Source organism: Kitasatospora sp. MBT66, from assembly GCF_000710405.2.
Taxonomy (GTDB): domain Bacteria; phylum Actinomycetota; class Actinomycetes; order Streptomycetales; family Streptomycetaceae; genus Kitasatospora; species Kitasatospora purpeofusca.
Genome location: NZ_JAIY01000018.1, coordinates 43,327 through 56,501, shown reverse-complemented (window position 1 = coordinate 56,501; position 13,175 = coordinate 43,327). Strand labels below are relative to the sequence as shown.

The following is a 13,175-nucleotide window of genomic DNA, read 5'->3' as shown; positions in this document are numbered from 1 at the left end:
AGGGGCGTGGTTGCGCAGGGCGCAAGGGTGGGAGGGCCGGGTGGGGGAGGGGGCGGTGACGGATTCGGACACTTGGTTGCACCCATGTGAGTGAGCACTTACCCTCATGGAGTCGGGCCACGAGCGAGACCGGCGAACGAGGCGCGCGGCGCCCCGCCGGCCGTCCCCCGGAGAGCCGAGGAGGCGACCCCATGGGCACATCCCGCACCACCGATCTGACAGTGGATCAGATCGTCGAGATCTATCGCACGATGAGTGTGATCCGGGCCTTCGAGGACCGTCTGCACGGACTGGCGAAGAGCCTCCCCGGCGCGGTCCACCTCTACAGCGGGCAGGAGGCCGTCGCAGCCGGTGTCTGCGCGGCCCTCGCCCCGGACGACTACATCGCCAGCACCCACCGCGGCCACGGTCACGCGATCGCCAAGGGCTGCGACGTCGAGGCGATGATGAAGGAGTTGCACGGCCGCCCGGACGGGATCTGCGGCGGCAAGGGCGGCTCGATGCACATCGCGGACTTCGACCGCGGCATGCTCGGCGCCAACGGCCTGGCCGGCGGCGGCGTCCCGCTCGCCTGCGGGGCCGCCCTGACGGCACGTCAGCAGGGCACCGGCCAGGTGTCGGTGGCGTTCACCGGCGACGGCGGTGCCAACCAGGGCGCCGTGCTGGAGAGCCTGGTGCTGGCCCGGATGCTCGACCTGCCGGTGATCTTCGCGATCGAGAACAACGGCTACGCCCAGGCGACCCCGGCCGCCGCCCACTTCTCCGGCACCGACATGGCCCAGCGCGCGGCCGGCTTCGGGATCCCCGGCGCGGTGGTGGACGGCTACGACGTGATCGCCGTGCACGCCGCCACCGCCGAGGCGGTCCGGCGCGCCCGGGCCGGCGAGGGCCCGACCGTGCTGGAGTTCCGGGCCGAGCGCTTCCACGGCCACATGGAGCTGTGGGACGACCAGTCCTACCGGCCGGACGCCGACCCGGAGCGGCTGCGCACCGAGTCCGACCCGCTGCTGCTGCTCCGCTCCCGGATCGCCGAGGGCACCGTGGCCGGACCCGCCGCCTTCGAGCTGGACCGGATCGACCGCGACGCGACCGCCCTGGTCGAGGCCGCCGTCACGGCCGCCTCGGAGCCCTTCACGGCCGACCCGCGCACCCTGCTCGACCACGTCTACACCCGCTGACCCGCTCCGAGGAGGGAGTCCCATGCGCACGATCACCTACCAGCAGGCCATCGGCGAGGCGCTGGCGCAGCAGATGCGCTTCGATCGCTCGGTGGTCCTGATGGGCGAGGACAGCACCAATGCCTGGGGCCCGACCAAGGGCCTCCACCTGGAGTTCCCGGACCGGGTCCTGGACATGCCGATCACCGAGGCGGCCTTCGTCGGCGCCGCGGTCGGCGCCGCCGCTACCGGACTGCGGCCGGTGGTCGACCTGCTGTTCATCGACTTCGCCACCGTCGCCTTCGACCAGATCGCCAACCAGGCCGCCAAGCTGCGCTACATGGCCGGCGGCCGGATCTCGGTGCCGCTGGTGCTGCGCGCGATGTGGGGCACCGGTCTGCGCCGCGGCGCCCAGCACTCGCAGGCGCTGCACCCGCTCTTCGTCCACCTGCCCGGCCTCAAGGTGGTCGCGCCGTCCAACCCCTATGACGCCAAGGGGCTGATGGCGCAGGCGCTGGTGGACGACGACCCGGTGCTGTTCCTGGAGCACAAGATGCTCTACTTCATGCCCGGCGGCGTGCCCGAGGAGCCGTACGCGATCCCGTTCGGCTCGGCCAAGGTGGTCCGGCCCGGCACCGACTGCACCGTGGTCGCGATCGGCCGGATGGTGTCGGTCGCGCTCGCCGCCGCCGAGCAGCTGGCCGCCGAGGGCGTGCAGATCGAGGTGATCGACCCCCGGACGCTGTCGCCGCTGGACACCTCGACCATCTACGGCAGCGTCGAGCGGACCGGGCGGCTGGTCGTGGTGGACGAGGCCCACCCGCGCTGCAGCCTGGCCACCGACATCGCCGCACAGGTCGCGCAGGACCGTTTCGCCGCCCTGCGCGGGCCGGTCAGGATGGTCACCGGGCCGCACGCGCCGGTGCCGTTCAGCCCCGAGCTGGAGGACGCCTTCGCCCCCGGCCCGGACCAGGTCGCCGAGGCCGTGCGCGCCACCGGCCTGGTGAAGGACGCGGCCGTCCGGTCGCGCTGACGATCGATCAGTTTCCGTACCGCTGTGCTGCCGGGCCCCGAACGAGGGCCCGCCGACCGAGGAGGAACCGAGTGACGTCCCAACCGTTCGTGAAGCAGCCCGACGAGGGCCGCGCCATCTGGCACGTGGGCGCGCTGCTGCAGTTCAAGGCGACCGGCGCCGAGACCAACGGGCAGTTCTGGCTCGCCGAGCAGCTCTCCCCGGCGGGCTACGCCTCGCCGGTCCACCTGCACACCCGCGAGGACGAGTTCTTCATCGTCCAGGAGGGCGAGATGGTGCTGCGGATCGGCGACGACGAGCACAAGGTCGGCCCGGGCGCCACGGTCTTCGCGCCGCGCGGCATCGCGCACCAGTACCGGGTGGAGACCGAGGGCACCCGCTTCCTGGTGCTCGGCACCCCGGCCGGCTTCGAGGAGTGGTTCTTCAAGACCGGCGAGCCGGCCACCAGCCTCGAACTGCCGCCGCCGCTCCAGGGCCCGCCGGACTTCGCCCGGCTGCTCGGCGAGCTGGCGCCGCTCGGCGTGCAGCTGGTCGGGCCGCCGCCCGGCGTCGGCGGGCCCGCCGGGCCGCCGCGCTGAGCGGTGCCACCGCTGAAGCCTGTCCCGCCGGCCCCGGCGCCCCTCGTGGGCGGCGGGGCCGGCGCGCCGTTCGGGGTCCCCGGCGAAATCGGTGAGCGGGTACTCACCTGCACGCTATCCTTCGGGTGCCCCTCCGCAGCCGCGGCCCGCTCGGAAGCCGGCCGCCCCGTTCCTTCGGAGCCTTCATGAGTATGCGCGAGCAGATCGTCGACGCCGCCGAGCGGGTGATCCGTGACCTCGGCCTGGCCCGCTGCACCACCAAGGAGATCGCCGAGGTGGCGGGCTGCTCCGAGGGCACCATCTACCGGCACTTCCGCAGCAAGGAGGACGTCTTCCTGGCCGTCCTCGCCGAGCGGCTGCCCGGCCTGCTGCCGGTGCTGCGGGCGCTGCCGGAGGAGATCGGCAGCGAGGGCGAGGTGCGGGCGTCCCTCCAGCAGGTGGCGGAGGAGGCGCTCGCGTTCTACCGGGCGTCGATGCCGATGCTGCTGTCCGTCTTCGCCGAGCCCAAGCTGCTCGACCGCCACCGGGAGTGGATGCAGGCCAACAACGCCGGGCCGCACCGGGCCGTCGAGCTGCTGGCCGACTACCTGCGCCGGGCCCAGCGGGCCGATCTGGTCAGCCGGGACGCGGATCCGGTGGCGGCGTCCCAACTCCTGCTCGGCGCCTGCTACCTGGCCGCCTACGGGGGCGTGTTCGCGGCCCCGGGCACCGGGTCGGAGCCGCTGCGGGAGGCGGAGGCCTTCGTCCGGCAGCTCTGGCGGACGCTGGCCCCGGCCCAGTCGGCGGCGGCGCCGGCGCGGGGCCGCGCCAAGGCCCGCTGAACCACCGGGCCGAGCTGGACCACCGGGTCCGCAGAACCGCGGACCGGCCCGTCGCCCGGCGGGAAACCGCCGGGCGACGGGCTTTCGCATGCCCGGACCGCACCGGACCGGACGCGCCGTCGGTGCCCGCACGGACGCACGGACGCCCGGGCGCGCGGCAACGGGGAGGGGCGGACGGCCCGCGGCCGCCCGCCCCTCCCCGTGCTCCCGCCGTGCTCAGCCCTGGAGGCCCAGCACCTGGGCCGCCGCCTCGACCTGGCCGAGGTCCCCGGCGCAGGGCATCAGCAGCAGCTCGTCGCAGCCCGCCTCGGCGTACTTGCCGACCAGCCCGCGCAGCTTGCCGGGGTTGTCGGCCGCGCCGCGCAGGATGTGCTCGACGAACGGCCCGGCGTCGCGGTAGTACGACCGCAGGTAGCCCTCGGTGTACTTGGTGCCGTCCGCACCGAGCGCGAAGTAGGCGAGCGCCACCAGTCGGGGCGCCCCCTCCCGGCCCTCGGCCGCCCACTGCTCGCGCAGCGCCTGGGCGCCCTGGGCGAACATGATCGGGCCGGTGCCGCCGCCGATCCACCCGTCGCCCAGCCGGGCCGCCCGGGCCAGTGCGGCCGGGGAGTGCCCGCCGAGGATCAGCTCCGGCCCGTTCGGCCGGATCGGGGCCGGTCCGACCGAGGGCTCCCGGCCGGACTGGGCGTCGGCCCAGTGCCGCCGCAGCTCGGCCACCTGGGTGCCGGTCCGGGCGCCGCGGCCGGCCTTCTCGACCTGGCCGACCTCGAAGTCGTCCGGCCGCGAGCCGACCGCCATGCCGAGGGTGAGCCGGCCGCCGGAGAGGCGGTCCACGGTGGCGGCCTGCTTCGCCAGCAGCGCGGTGTTGGCGCGCAGCGGCGAGATCAGGATGCTGGTCGCCAGGCCGATCCGCTCGGTCACCGCGGCGGCCGCGGCCAGCGTGGTGAGCGGTTCCCAACTGGTGTGCACCAGGCGGTCGATGGTCCCGAGGGTGGAGTAGCCGGCCTGCTCGGCCAGCCGGGCCCAGGCGACCACGTCGGCGCCGGCCGCGCCGGCCAGCGAGGTGGGGAGTCCGATTCCGATCTTCATCGCGTTCACTCGCCTTCGAGCGGCTGGTCGTGGCGGCGGGAGAGCACGTTCTCCATCGAGGCCAGCCGGAAGAACGCCTGCGCGCCCTCACGGCTGGTCATGTCGCGCGGCACGGCGAGGTGCTTCTCCAGCTCCCGCTCGAACTCGCGGACGGCGGGCTGCTGGCTCATGTGCGCGGCGACCAGCGGCAGCGGGCCCTCGATCTCGATCACCCGGACGGCCAGTTCCTTGCCGACGAAGGCCTGGGTGCCGAGGAGCTTGCCGACCACGGTGCCGTCGGGGCTCTTGACGTCGAAGTCCGGGCGGCCGCTCTTGCGGAACAGGTCCTTGACGATGTCCTCGCTGCCCGGCAGCAGCGGGTAGTACAGCGCGTGCCACGTGCTCATGGTCGTCTCCTGGGTTTCTCGGGGCCGGGCTCGGCCCGTCGGTGGGTGTGGGGCGGTGCGGGCGGGGTCTCACTGGCTGGTGGTGACGCCGCCGTCCACGTACAGCACCTGGCCGCTGATGAAGCCGGCCCGCGGCGAGGCGAGGAAGGTGACCGCGTCGGCCACCTCGTGCAGTTCGGCGGTGCGGCCCAGCGGGATCCGGCCGAGCACCATCCGCATGAACTCCGGGTTGCTCGCGTTCTCCTGGACGAAGTCGGTGCGGACGAAACCGGGGGCGACCGCGTTGACCGCGATCCCGTGCCGGCCCCATTCCGCGGCCAGCTGCTTGACCAGCAGGTCCAGGCCGGCCTTGCTGGCGCCGTAGGCGCTGAAGCCGCGCCGGGCGCCGAACTTGCCGCGCACCGAGGAGAGGTGGACGATCCGGCCGCCGCCGGCCGCGATCATCGCCCGGCCGACCGACTGGGAGAGCCAGAAGGCGCCCAGCAGGTTGGTGTCGACGATGGTGCGCCAGTCCTCCTCGGAGATGTCCTCGGCGCCGACGGTGACCAGCGCGCTGGCGCAGTTCACCAGGACGTCGATGCCGCCCCAGTCCGCGGTCACGGCCGCCACCAGCCGGTCCACGTCGGCGCGGTCGGCCACGTCCACGGCGTGCGGGACCACGGTGCCGCCGCGGGCGGCCAGCGGGGGGAGCCGCTCGGCGGTCTCCTCGGCCTTCTTCAGTGAACGGCCGGCCACCGCGACCCGGGCGCCCTGGGCGGCGAGGTCCTCGGCGACGGCGGCGCCGATGCTGCCGTAGCCGCCGACCAGCAGGACCCGGCTGCCGAGGAACTCCCGGTCGGCGGGGACGCGTTCGGGTGCGGGCCGGGGCGGGGCGGCGAAGCCGGGCGGAGGCCCGCCGGCTCCCGGCGGGGGTCCGCCGAAGCCGGGCGGGGGTCCTCCGAATCCCGGCGGGGGTCCGCCGAGGCCCGGAGGCGGCCCGCCCGCTCCCGGGGGTGGCCCGCCGAAGCCAGGGGGCGGTCCGCCGGCGCCGGGCGGCGGTCCGCCGCCCGGGCGTCCGCCGGGCGGCCCGGACGGTGGGGTCGGTGCGGCTGCCGTCATGACAGCACCTCCCTGTCGCGTGTCGGTGGTGCGGGGAATCCGACGGAGCGTCGGATCGGGGGACGCCGGGGGTGGTGAGGAGTCCGGGCCCGGTGCTGTCCGGGTCCGCTCGGCCGGCGTCGGGTCCGGTCCCGCCCGGTGCGGGCGGGACCGGGTTCAGGTCGCGTCGGACGCGCCGGGCAGGCCGAACAGCCCGGCGGCGTTGTCGTGCCGGATCCGCGCGACGTCGGCCGGGGCCAGGCCGAGCCCGTTCAACCGGGTCAGCGAGGCGTCCAGCGGCGCGCTCATCGGCGGGGAGTCGGTGCCGAACATGACGTTGCCGACCCCGAAGGCGTCGACGGCGGCGGCCACGGCCCGCAGGCTCGGGGTCGCGGTGTCGACGTAGACCCGGCGCAGGGCCTCGGCCAGCGGCGGGACGGCGGGCCCGGCCGGAGCGGCGCCCGGTCCCCCCGGTCCGCCGGGTCCGCCGGGTCCGCCGGGGCCACCGGTCCCGGGTCCGCCGGGACCGCCCGGGCCACCGGCACCGGGACCGCCGACCCCCGGCGGAGGCCCGCCGGGAGCGCCGGCCGGAGGTCCGTCCGGAGCGCCGCCGGGAGGCCCGCCCGGGGCCGCGCCCGGCCGGCCGAAGGTGACCGGCATCCGCCGGGCCACCTCCAGCCGCTCCAGCAGCAGCGGCAGCCCGCCGCCGCAGACCGGGGCGACGATCCGCAGCTCCGGGTACTTCTCCAGCCACCCGGCGAACAGCACCGCCGCCGTCCCCAGCGTGACGTCGCACGGCCGGGCGATCTGCTCGACCAGCCGCAGGTCGTCGAGCTCCCCGGCCCCGGCCGGTTCGGCCGGCGGGTGCAGCATCACCGGGGTGCGGTACTGCGCGGCCATCGCGAAGAAGGCGTCGGCCTGCGGGGTGTCCAGGAACCGCCCCTCGATGCTGGAGTTGACCATCAGCCCGACGAATTCGTCCTGCTCCAACCGCTTGGCGGCGGCGGCGAGTTCGGCGTCGGAGCCGAGCGGGTTGGTGTAGACGTAGCCGCGCAGCGCCGCGGGCCGGGCCCGGACCTGCTCGCCCAGCCAGTCGTGGAAGCGTTCGAGGGTGTCCAGCGGCTGGCGGTAGTTGTCCAGTCCGGGCGTGCGCACCATGGTGCCCGCGCCGACGGGACTGCCGACCAGGGACATGGTGATCCCGGCTGCCGCCTTGAGCTCCACCATGCCGTCGACGTCGACGAGGCTCGGCGGCATGGGGAAGCGGCGGAAGAGTTCGGGCGACGTGATGTGGCCGTGCACATCGATCGTCATCGGCTCGGCACCTCCTGGGATGTCCGCCGGCCGGTCGGCGCGGCGGGGTGGTCGCGGGCCCTGGGCTCTCGGTGAGTGAGTGCCCGCTCGCACCGTAGGGTGCGTCCGGTGGGCGCGTCAACACGGCCCGGAATCCGGGAGGTTGGTGCAACGAACCGGCTGGGCGGACGGCCCGGAACGGCCGGGACGCGGTCCGTGACGGCCGGGGCGACGTCCCAGCCCGGTGGAGACGGATGCCTCCTGACACTGGGACCGCCCGGCGGCAAGGATGAGGCGGCGGGGCAGCCCCGGGGGCCGAGATGCCCCGGCCCCCGGGGTCCCGTGTCTCTCGCATCGGGCGACCCCGCCCCGGTTCGCCGCATCGACGCGGCGGACATTCCGCGATCCCGGATCGATTCGAGGAATCGATATGAAGGACATGAAGGATAATTCGGACGTCTGGTTGGTTACCTCGTCCAGCGTTCAGCTCGGCACGCTCTGGATCATGAAGACCTCGATCCTGCCGATGCTCAACTCCCTGCCCTACGACCGGTACGTCAACACCTGCCAGCTGATCGACATGCACGTGTTCCACCCGATCGCCTTCTGGAACGGCCTGGCCACCGCCGCTGTCGGCGCCACCAAGGCCGTCCGGTCGGAGAGCAAGGTGGCCAAGGTGCTGTACGCGGCCGGCACCGTCGGCATGGCGACCGTCGCGGTCGCCTCCGAGGGCGTCAACCGGCCGATCTGGCGCCAGATCGAGCGCTGGAGCCCGTACCGCGACACCGACGCCGCCTGGCGCGGCAAGCGCCGCCGCTGGCACCTGGCGCACGAGACCCGGACCATGGGCGCGATCGGCGCGGCGGCCTGCTTCGTCCTCGCCTCGCTCATCTGACCGGTCCGCTCCCCGCACCTCGCGCCGCACCGCGCACCGGCCGGCTCCCGGAGCCTCCCCGTTTCCCGGGCCGGCCGCCGCCCCACGCCCACCCGGACCGCCCTCGGCCGTGCACCGGCCGGGGTCGTCCGCCGAGCAAAGGACTGTCATGACCTCGTCCACCGAGAGCGCGGTGGAGGCCAACAAGGCCCTCATCCGCGAGCTGACCGAGCGGGCGTTCAACGACGGCGACCTCTCCGCCATCGGTGACCGCTTCGCCGAGGACTACGTGGTGCACGCCCCCGGCCTGCCCCCGATGCCCCCCGGCCCGGACTCCTTCCGCCAGGCCGTGCTGCTCTGGCGCAACGCCTTCCCGGACGTCAACGTGACCGTGGAGGACGTGGCCGGCGACGGCGACCGCGTCTACGCCCGGTTCACCACCCGCGGCACCCACCAGGGCCAGCTGTTCGACATCCCGCCGACCGGCAAGCCGGTCACCGTGCACGAGATGTCCTGCCACCGGATCGTCGACGGCCGCGTCGTCGAGTCCTGGATCGGCGACAACGTGCCCCGGATCCTGCTCGACATCGGCGCCATCCAGCCGGTCGGCCGCCCGCAGCACTGAAGCCGCGGCGCCGGACCCGACCCCGGACAGCCACAGCCCGAGAGAGCCCGAGAGTCCGAGAGAGCCCGTACCCCGAGGGGAGCCCGCATGCACCGCACACTGATCATCGCCCGGATGCTGCCCGGCGCGGAGGGCGACGTCGCCCGCGTGTTCGGTGAGTCCGACGAGACCGAACTTCCCCGTCTCGCCGGCGTCACCCACCGCTCGCTGTACAAGCTCGGCGATGCCTACGTCCACCTGCTGGAGACCGACGACCCGGGCCAGGAGGCGGTCGACGCCGCCCGCCGCCACCCGGAGTTCGCCCGGGTCAGCGAACGGCTCACCCCGTTCATCTCTCCCTACCTGCCTACCTGGCGTTCGCCGCAGGACGCGGTCGCCCAGTGCTTCTACACCTGGGAGTCCGGCACCGGCGGTCGGTGAGCCCGCCCTCCGCCGGCGGCGCCGGCCGAACGGGGGCCCGTTCACCCCGTACGGCCGCGCCGCGAGGCCCAGGAGCAGTCCCTACACCGGAGAAACGAGAGGCAGCACCATGACCGACCACCAGGCCGGCGGGACGACCACTGTCGTCACCGCGGAGGAGATCGAGAACGTCCTCATCACCAGCGCCGGCGCGGCGCCGGACGTGTTCGAGGGCTCCCGGCACGTCCCCCTGGAGGAGCTCGGCCTCGACTCGCTGGCCGTGCTGGAGCTGGAGGCGGTGATCGCCGACCGTTACGGCCTGAAGGTCCCGGACGGCGCCGTCGCCCTCAGCGTCGACCAGATCGTCGCCGAGCTGCAGACCGCCGGGGCGGTGGGCTGAGCGATGGCCGGACACACCGAGAACAGCATCGTCATCCAGGCCCCGCTCAAGCTCGTCTGGGACGTCACCAACGACGTCGCCGGCTGGCCGCAGCTGTTCACCGAGTACGCGTCCGCCGAGATCGTGGAGCGCCGCGGCGAGACCGTCCGGTTCCGGCTCACCATGCACCCGGACGAGGAGGGCCGGATCTGGAGCTGGGTCAGCGACCGCACCGTCAACGTCGCCGACCGCACCGTCCACGCCCACCGGGTGGAGACCGGCCCGTTCGCCTACATGCAGATCCACTGGCGGTACGAGGAGCTGCCCGAGGGCGGCGTCCGGATGACCTGGATCCAGGACTTCTCCATGAAGCCCGTCGCCCCGGTCGACGACCAGGGCATGACCGAGCGGCTGAACATCAACTCGCCCGTGCAGCTGGAGATCATCCGGCAGAAGGTCGAGGCCCTCGCCGCCGGTTCCACCGCCGTCCCCGCCGAGAAGGAGTGAGCGCCGTGGCCGCCAGGAACATCCGCATCATTTCCGCCGACGACGTCCCCGCCAACCGCAAGCGCGGCGGCGAGACCCGCGCGGTGCTCTCGCCCGCCACCTGCGGTGCGACCTCCGGTTTCATGGGGACCGCCCGGCTCCAGCCGGGGGAGCGGATCACCGAGCACTACCACCCGTACAGCGAGGAGTTCCTGCTGCTCGTCCGCGGCGAGCTGACCCTCGACCTGGACGACAAGCCCTTCGAGCTGTTCGCCGGCCAGGGCGTGCTGATCCCCAAGGACATCCGCCACCGGCTGCGCAACACCGGCTCCGAGGAGGCCTTCGCGGTCTTCCACCTCGGCCCGCTGGCGCCGTCCCCCGAGCTCGGCCACGTCGACACCGAGGACGGCCCGGGCACCAAGGCCGAGGGCCACATAGTGCTGGGGGAGCGATGACCGCTTCCCCGTCCACGGGTGACCGCCGCGTGGTGGTCACCGGGATCGGCGTGGTGGCCCCCGGGGGCACCACCCGCGAGACCTTCTGGGAACTGATCACCTCGGGCCGCACCGCGACCCGTCGGATCTCCGCCTTCGACCCGTCGGCGTTCCGCTCGCAGATCGCCGCCGAGGCCGACTTCGACCCGGTCGCGGCCGGCCTCACCCCGCTCGAACTGCGCCGCGCCGACCGCTACGTGCAGTTCGCGCTGGCCGCCTCCCAGGAGGCGGTGCTCGACGCCGGGCTGGAGCTCGACGAGCGCACCCGGGAAGCCACCGGCGTGGTGCTCGGCTCCGCGGTCGGCGGCACCATCGTCCTGGAGGACGAGTTCGTCGTCGCCAGCGACTCCGGCCGCAACTGGCTGGTCGACCCCGACGTCACCAGCCCGTTCCTCTACCAGGGCCTGATCCCCAGCAGCCTGGCCGCCGACGTGGCCGTCCGGCACGGGGCGCACGGCCCGGCGCTGGTCGTCTCCACCGGCTGCACCTCCGGCATCGACGCCATCGGCCACGCCTACCAGCTGCTGGTGGACGGCGAGGCCGAGGTGATGATCACCGGCGCCTCGGACTCCCCGATCTCCCCGGTCACCGTCGCCTCCTTCGACGCCATCAAGGCCACCACCCCGGACAACGACGACCCGGCGCACGCCTCCCGGCCGTTCGACCGGGACCGGCACGGCTTCGTGCTGGGCGAGGGCTGCGCGGTGCTCGTCCTGGAGGAGCTGGAGCACGCCCGCCGGCGCGGCGCCCGGATCTACTGCGAGGTGGTCGGCTACGCCAACCGCGGCAACGCCTTCCACATGACCGGTCTGCGCCCGGACGGCCTGGAGATGTCCGAGGCGATCACCGAGACGCTGCGCCAGTCCCGGCTCAACCCCGAGGACATCGGCTACATCAGCGCCCACGGCTCCGGCACCCGGCAGAACGACCGGCACGAGACCGGCGCCTTCAAGCGCTCGCTCGGCCACGCCGCCTACGGGGTCCCGATCAGCTCGATCAAGTCGATGGTCGGCCACTCGCTGGGCGCGATCGGCGCGATCGAGATGGCCGCCTGCGCGCTGGCCGTCGACCGCGGGGTCGTCCCGCCGACCGCCAACTGGCAGAACCGCGACCCCGAGTGCGACCTCGACTACACGCCCAACACCGCCCGCGAGGTGCGGGTCGGCGCGGCGCTCTCGGTCGGCAGCGGCTTCGGCGGCTTCCAGTCCGCGATGCTCTTCGCCAAGCTGGGGAGGGGCCGATGAGCGCACGACGTGCCGTCATCACCGGCATCGGCGTGGTCGCGCCCAGCGGCGTCGGCAGCGAGACGCACTGGAAGTCGGTCTGCGGCGGCGAGAGCCGGATCGCTCCGATCACGCTCTTCGACGCCGGCCAGTACGAGACCACGCTGGCCGGCGAGGTCCCGGACTTCGACGTCAACCGGTACGTCGAGCGCCGACTCCAGGTGCAGACCGACCGCTGGACCCACCTCGCCTACGCGGCGGCCGAACTGGCCTTCGGCGAGGCCGAGCTGGACCCGTCCACGGTCGAGCCGTACAAGCTGTCGGTGGCGCTCGCCAGCTCCTCCGGCGGCAACCAGTTCGGCCAGCGCGAGCTCCAGCGGCTCTGGCAGCCCGACACCTCGCGGACCGTCGGCGCCTACCAGTCGATCGCCTGGTTCTACGCCGCGACCGTCGGGCAGCTGGCCATCAAGCACCAGGCCAAGGGCCCGTCCAGCGTCCTCGTCTCGGAGGGCGCCGGCGGCCTGGACTCGCTGGCCCACGCCGCCCGGCTGGTCCGCCGGGGCGCCGACGTGGTGCTCGCCGGCGGCACCGAGGCACCGCTCGGCCCGTACGCGCTCGCCTGCCAGCAGCGCAGCGGCCGGCTCTACACCGGCTCCGACCCGGCCGAGGCCTACCTGCCCTTCGACGAGCGGGCGGCCGGCTTCGTGCCGGGCGAGGGCGGGGTGGTGTTCGTGGTCGAGGACCTCGACCACGCGCTCGCCCGCGGTGCCCGGATCCGCGCCGAGATCGCCGGCTGGTCCGCCACCCAGGACGCCGTCGCCTCCACCAGGACCGGCTCCGGCTCGGTCCGCCAGTACGCCCGGGCGCTCGGCACCGCGGTCGAACGGGCCGGCCTCACCCCGGGGGACGTCGACGTGACCTTCCCGGACGCGGTGGGCCTGCCCGCCTACGACCGCACCGAGGCCGAGGCGCTGCGCGCGGTCTTCGGCGACGCCGGCCCGGCCGCCGTCACCACTCAGAAGCCGCTCACCGGCCGCCTCTACCAGGGCGGCAGCGCCCTGGACGCGGCCACCGCGGTGCTCGCCATGGACAACGGCCTGATCCCGCCCTCGGCGGGCCCGGCCCGTCCGGCGGACGGCTGCGACCTGGCCTTCGTCCGCGAGGAGCGGGCCGCCGAGGTGCGCACCGCGCTGATCGGCGCCCGCGGTTTCGACGGCTTCAACAGCGCCGTCCTGCTGCGCGCGCACTCCTGACACCCACG

16 protein-coding genes are annotated in these 13,175 nt (G+C 74.2%); 12 read left to right on the top strand and 4 right to left on the bottom strand.

Annotated features, from left to right (window positions below; all coding sequences use genetic code 11):
- The first annotated feature begins 191 nt into the window (after positions 1-191).
- From BI06_RS40240 to BI06_RS40225, 4 genes are all read left to right on the top strand, one after another.
- Positions 192-1,178, top strand: coding sequence for a thiamine pyrophosphate-dependent dehydrogenase E1 component subunit alpha (locus tag BI06_RS40240; RefSeq protein ID WP_030396602.1), 987 nt, complete (start codon positions 192-194; stop codon positions 1,176-1,178).
- A gap of 22 nt (positions 1,179-1,200) precedes the next feature.
- Positions 1,201-2,190, top strand: coding sequence for an alpha-ketoacid dehydrogenase subunit beta (locus BI06_RS40235; protein WP_030396601.1), 990 nt, complete (start codon positions 1,201-1,203; stop codon positions 2,188-2,190).
- 71 nt (positions 2,191-2,261) lie between these two features.
- Positions 2,262-2,768: a quercetin 2,3-dioxygenase gene (locus BI06_RS40230; RefSeq protein ID WP_030396600.1), complete on the top strand. Its 507-nt coding sequence runs from the start codon at positions 2,262-2,264 to the stop codon at positions 2,766-2,768.
- A 185-nt stretch (positions 2,769-2,953) separates the two neighbouring features.
- Positions 2,954-3,589, top strand: a complete 636-nt coding sequence (locus BI06_RS40225) for a TetR/AcrR family transcriptional regulator (RefSeq protein WP_030396599.1) — start codon at positions 2,954-2,956, stop codon at positions 3,587-3,589.
- A 216-nt stretch (positions 3,590-3,805) separates the two neighbouring features.
- Here BI06_RS40225 and BI06_RS40220 read toward each other — a convergent pair whose 3' ends face one another.
- The 4 genes from BI06_RS40220 to BI06_RS40205 form a co-directional block, all read right to left on the bottom strand.
- Positions 3,806-4,678 carry an LLM class flavin-dependent oxidoreductase gene (locus BI06_RS40220; protein WP_030396598.1) on the bottom strand — a complete coding sequence of 291 codons (873 nt, stop codon included), beginning with the start codon at positions 4,676-4,678 and terminating at the stop codon, positions 3,806-3,808.
- A gap of 5 nt (positions 4,679-4,683) precedes the next feature.
- A complete protein-coding gene (locus BI06_RS40215; protein WP_030396597.1) occupies positions 4,684-5,064 on the bottom strand; it encodes a SchA/CurD-like domain-containing protein in 381 nt (126 codons plus the stop codon).
- Between the two features lie 69 nt (positions 5,065-5,133).
- Positions 5,134-6,162: an SDR family NAD(P)-dependent oxidoreductase gene (locus BI06_RS40210; protein WP_107113513.1), complete on the bottom strand. Its 1,029-nt coding sequence runs from the start codon at positions 6,160-6,162 to the stop codon at positions 5,134-5,136.
- Positions 6,163-6,318: 156 nt separating this feature from the next.
- A complete protein-coding gene (locus BI06_RS40205) occupies positions 6,319-7,455 on the bottom strand; it encodes an amidohydrolase family protein (protein ID WP_043476905.1) in 1,137 nt (378 codons plus the stop codon).
- A gap of 409 nt (positions 7,456-7,864) precedes the next feature.
- On the opposite strand from BI06_RS40205, the gene BI06_RS40200 reads away from it, so the two are divergent.
- The 8 genes from BI06_RS40200 to BI06_RS40165 all read left to right on the top strand — a co-directional run bounded on the left by BI06_RS40200 (position 7,865) and on the right by BI06_RS40165 (position 13,167).
- Positions 7,865-8,329 carry a DUF1772 domain-containing protein gene (locus tag BI06_RS40200; RefSeq protein WP_231978553.1) on the top strand — a complete coding sequence of 155 codons (465 nt, stop codon included), beginning with the start codon at positions 7,865-7,867 and terminating at the stop codon, positions 8,327-8,329.
- 148 nt (positions 8,330-8,477) lie between these two features.
- Complete coding sequence (locus BI06_RS40195; protein ID WP_030396593.1) at positions 8,478-8,933, top strand: ester cyclase; 456 nt, start codon at positions 8,478-8,480, stop codon at positions 8,931-8,933.
- A gap of 87 nt (positions 8,934-9,020) precedes the next feature.
- A complete protein-coding gene (locus tag BI06_RS40190; RefSeq protein ID WP_030396592.1) occupies positions 9,021-9,353 on the top strand; it encodes a TcmI family type II polyketide cyclase in 333 nt (110 codons plus the stop codon).
- Positions 9,354-9,462: 109 nt separating this feature from the next.
- The gene (locus BI06_RS52705; RefSeq protein ID WP_030301380.1) at positions 9,463-9,732 is read left to right on the top strand and encodes an acyl carrier protein; all 270 of its coding nucleotides are present in this window, start codon (positions 9,463-9,465) and stop codon (positions 9,730-9,732) included.
- 3 nt (positions 9,733-9,735) lie between these two features.
- Entirely contained in the window at positions 9,736-10,218 is a 483-nt protein-coding gene (locus BI06_RS52700; RefSeq protein ID WP_030396591.1) for an SRPBCC family protein, read from the top strand.
- Between the two features lie 5 nt (positions 10,219-10,223).
- Positions 10,224-10,652, top strand: coding sequence for a cupin domain-containing protein (locus BI06_RS40175; RefSeq protein WP_045942344.1), 429 nt, complete (start codon positions 10,224-10,226; stop codon positions 10,650-10,652).
- The gene (locus tag BI06_RS40170) at positions 10,649-11,935 is read left to right on the top strand and encodes a beta-ketoacyl synthase (protein WP_030396589.1); all 1,287 of its coding nucleotides are present in this window, start codon (positions 10,649-10,651) and stop codon (positions 11,933-11,935) included. Before BI06_RS40175 ends, BI06_RS40170 begins: the two co-directional genes overlap by 4 nt.
- Entirely contained in the window at positions 11,932-13,167 is a 1,236-nt protein-coding gene (locus tag BI06_RS40165) for a beta-ketoacyl synthase N-terminal-like domain-containing protein (RefSeq protein WP_043476903.1), read from the top strand. Before BI06_RS40170 ends, BI06_RS40165 begins: the two co-directional genes overlap by 4 nt.
- Positions 13,168-13,175: the final 8 nt, after the last annotated feature.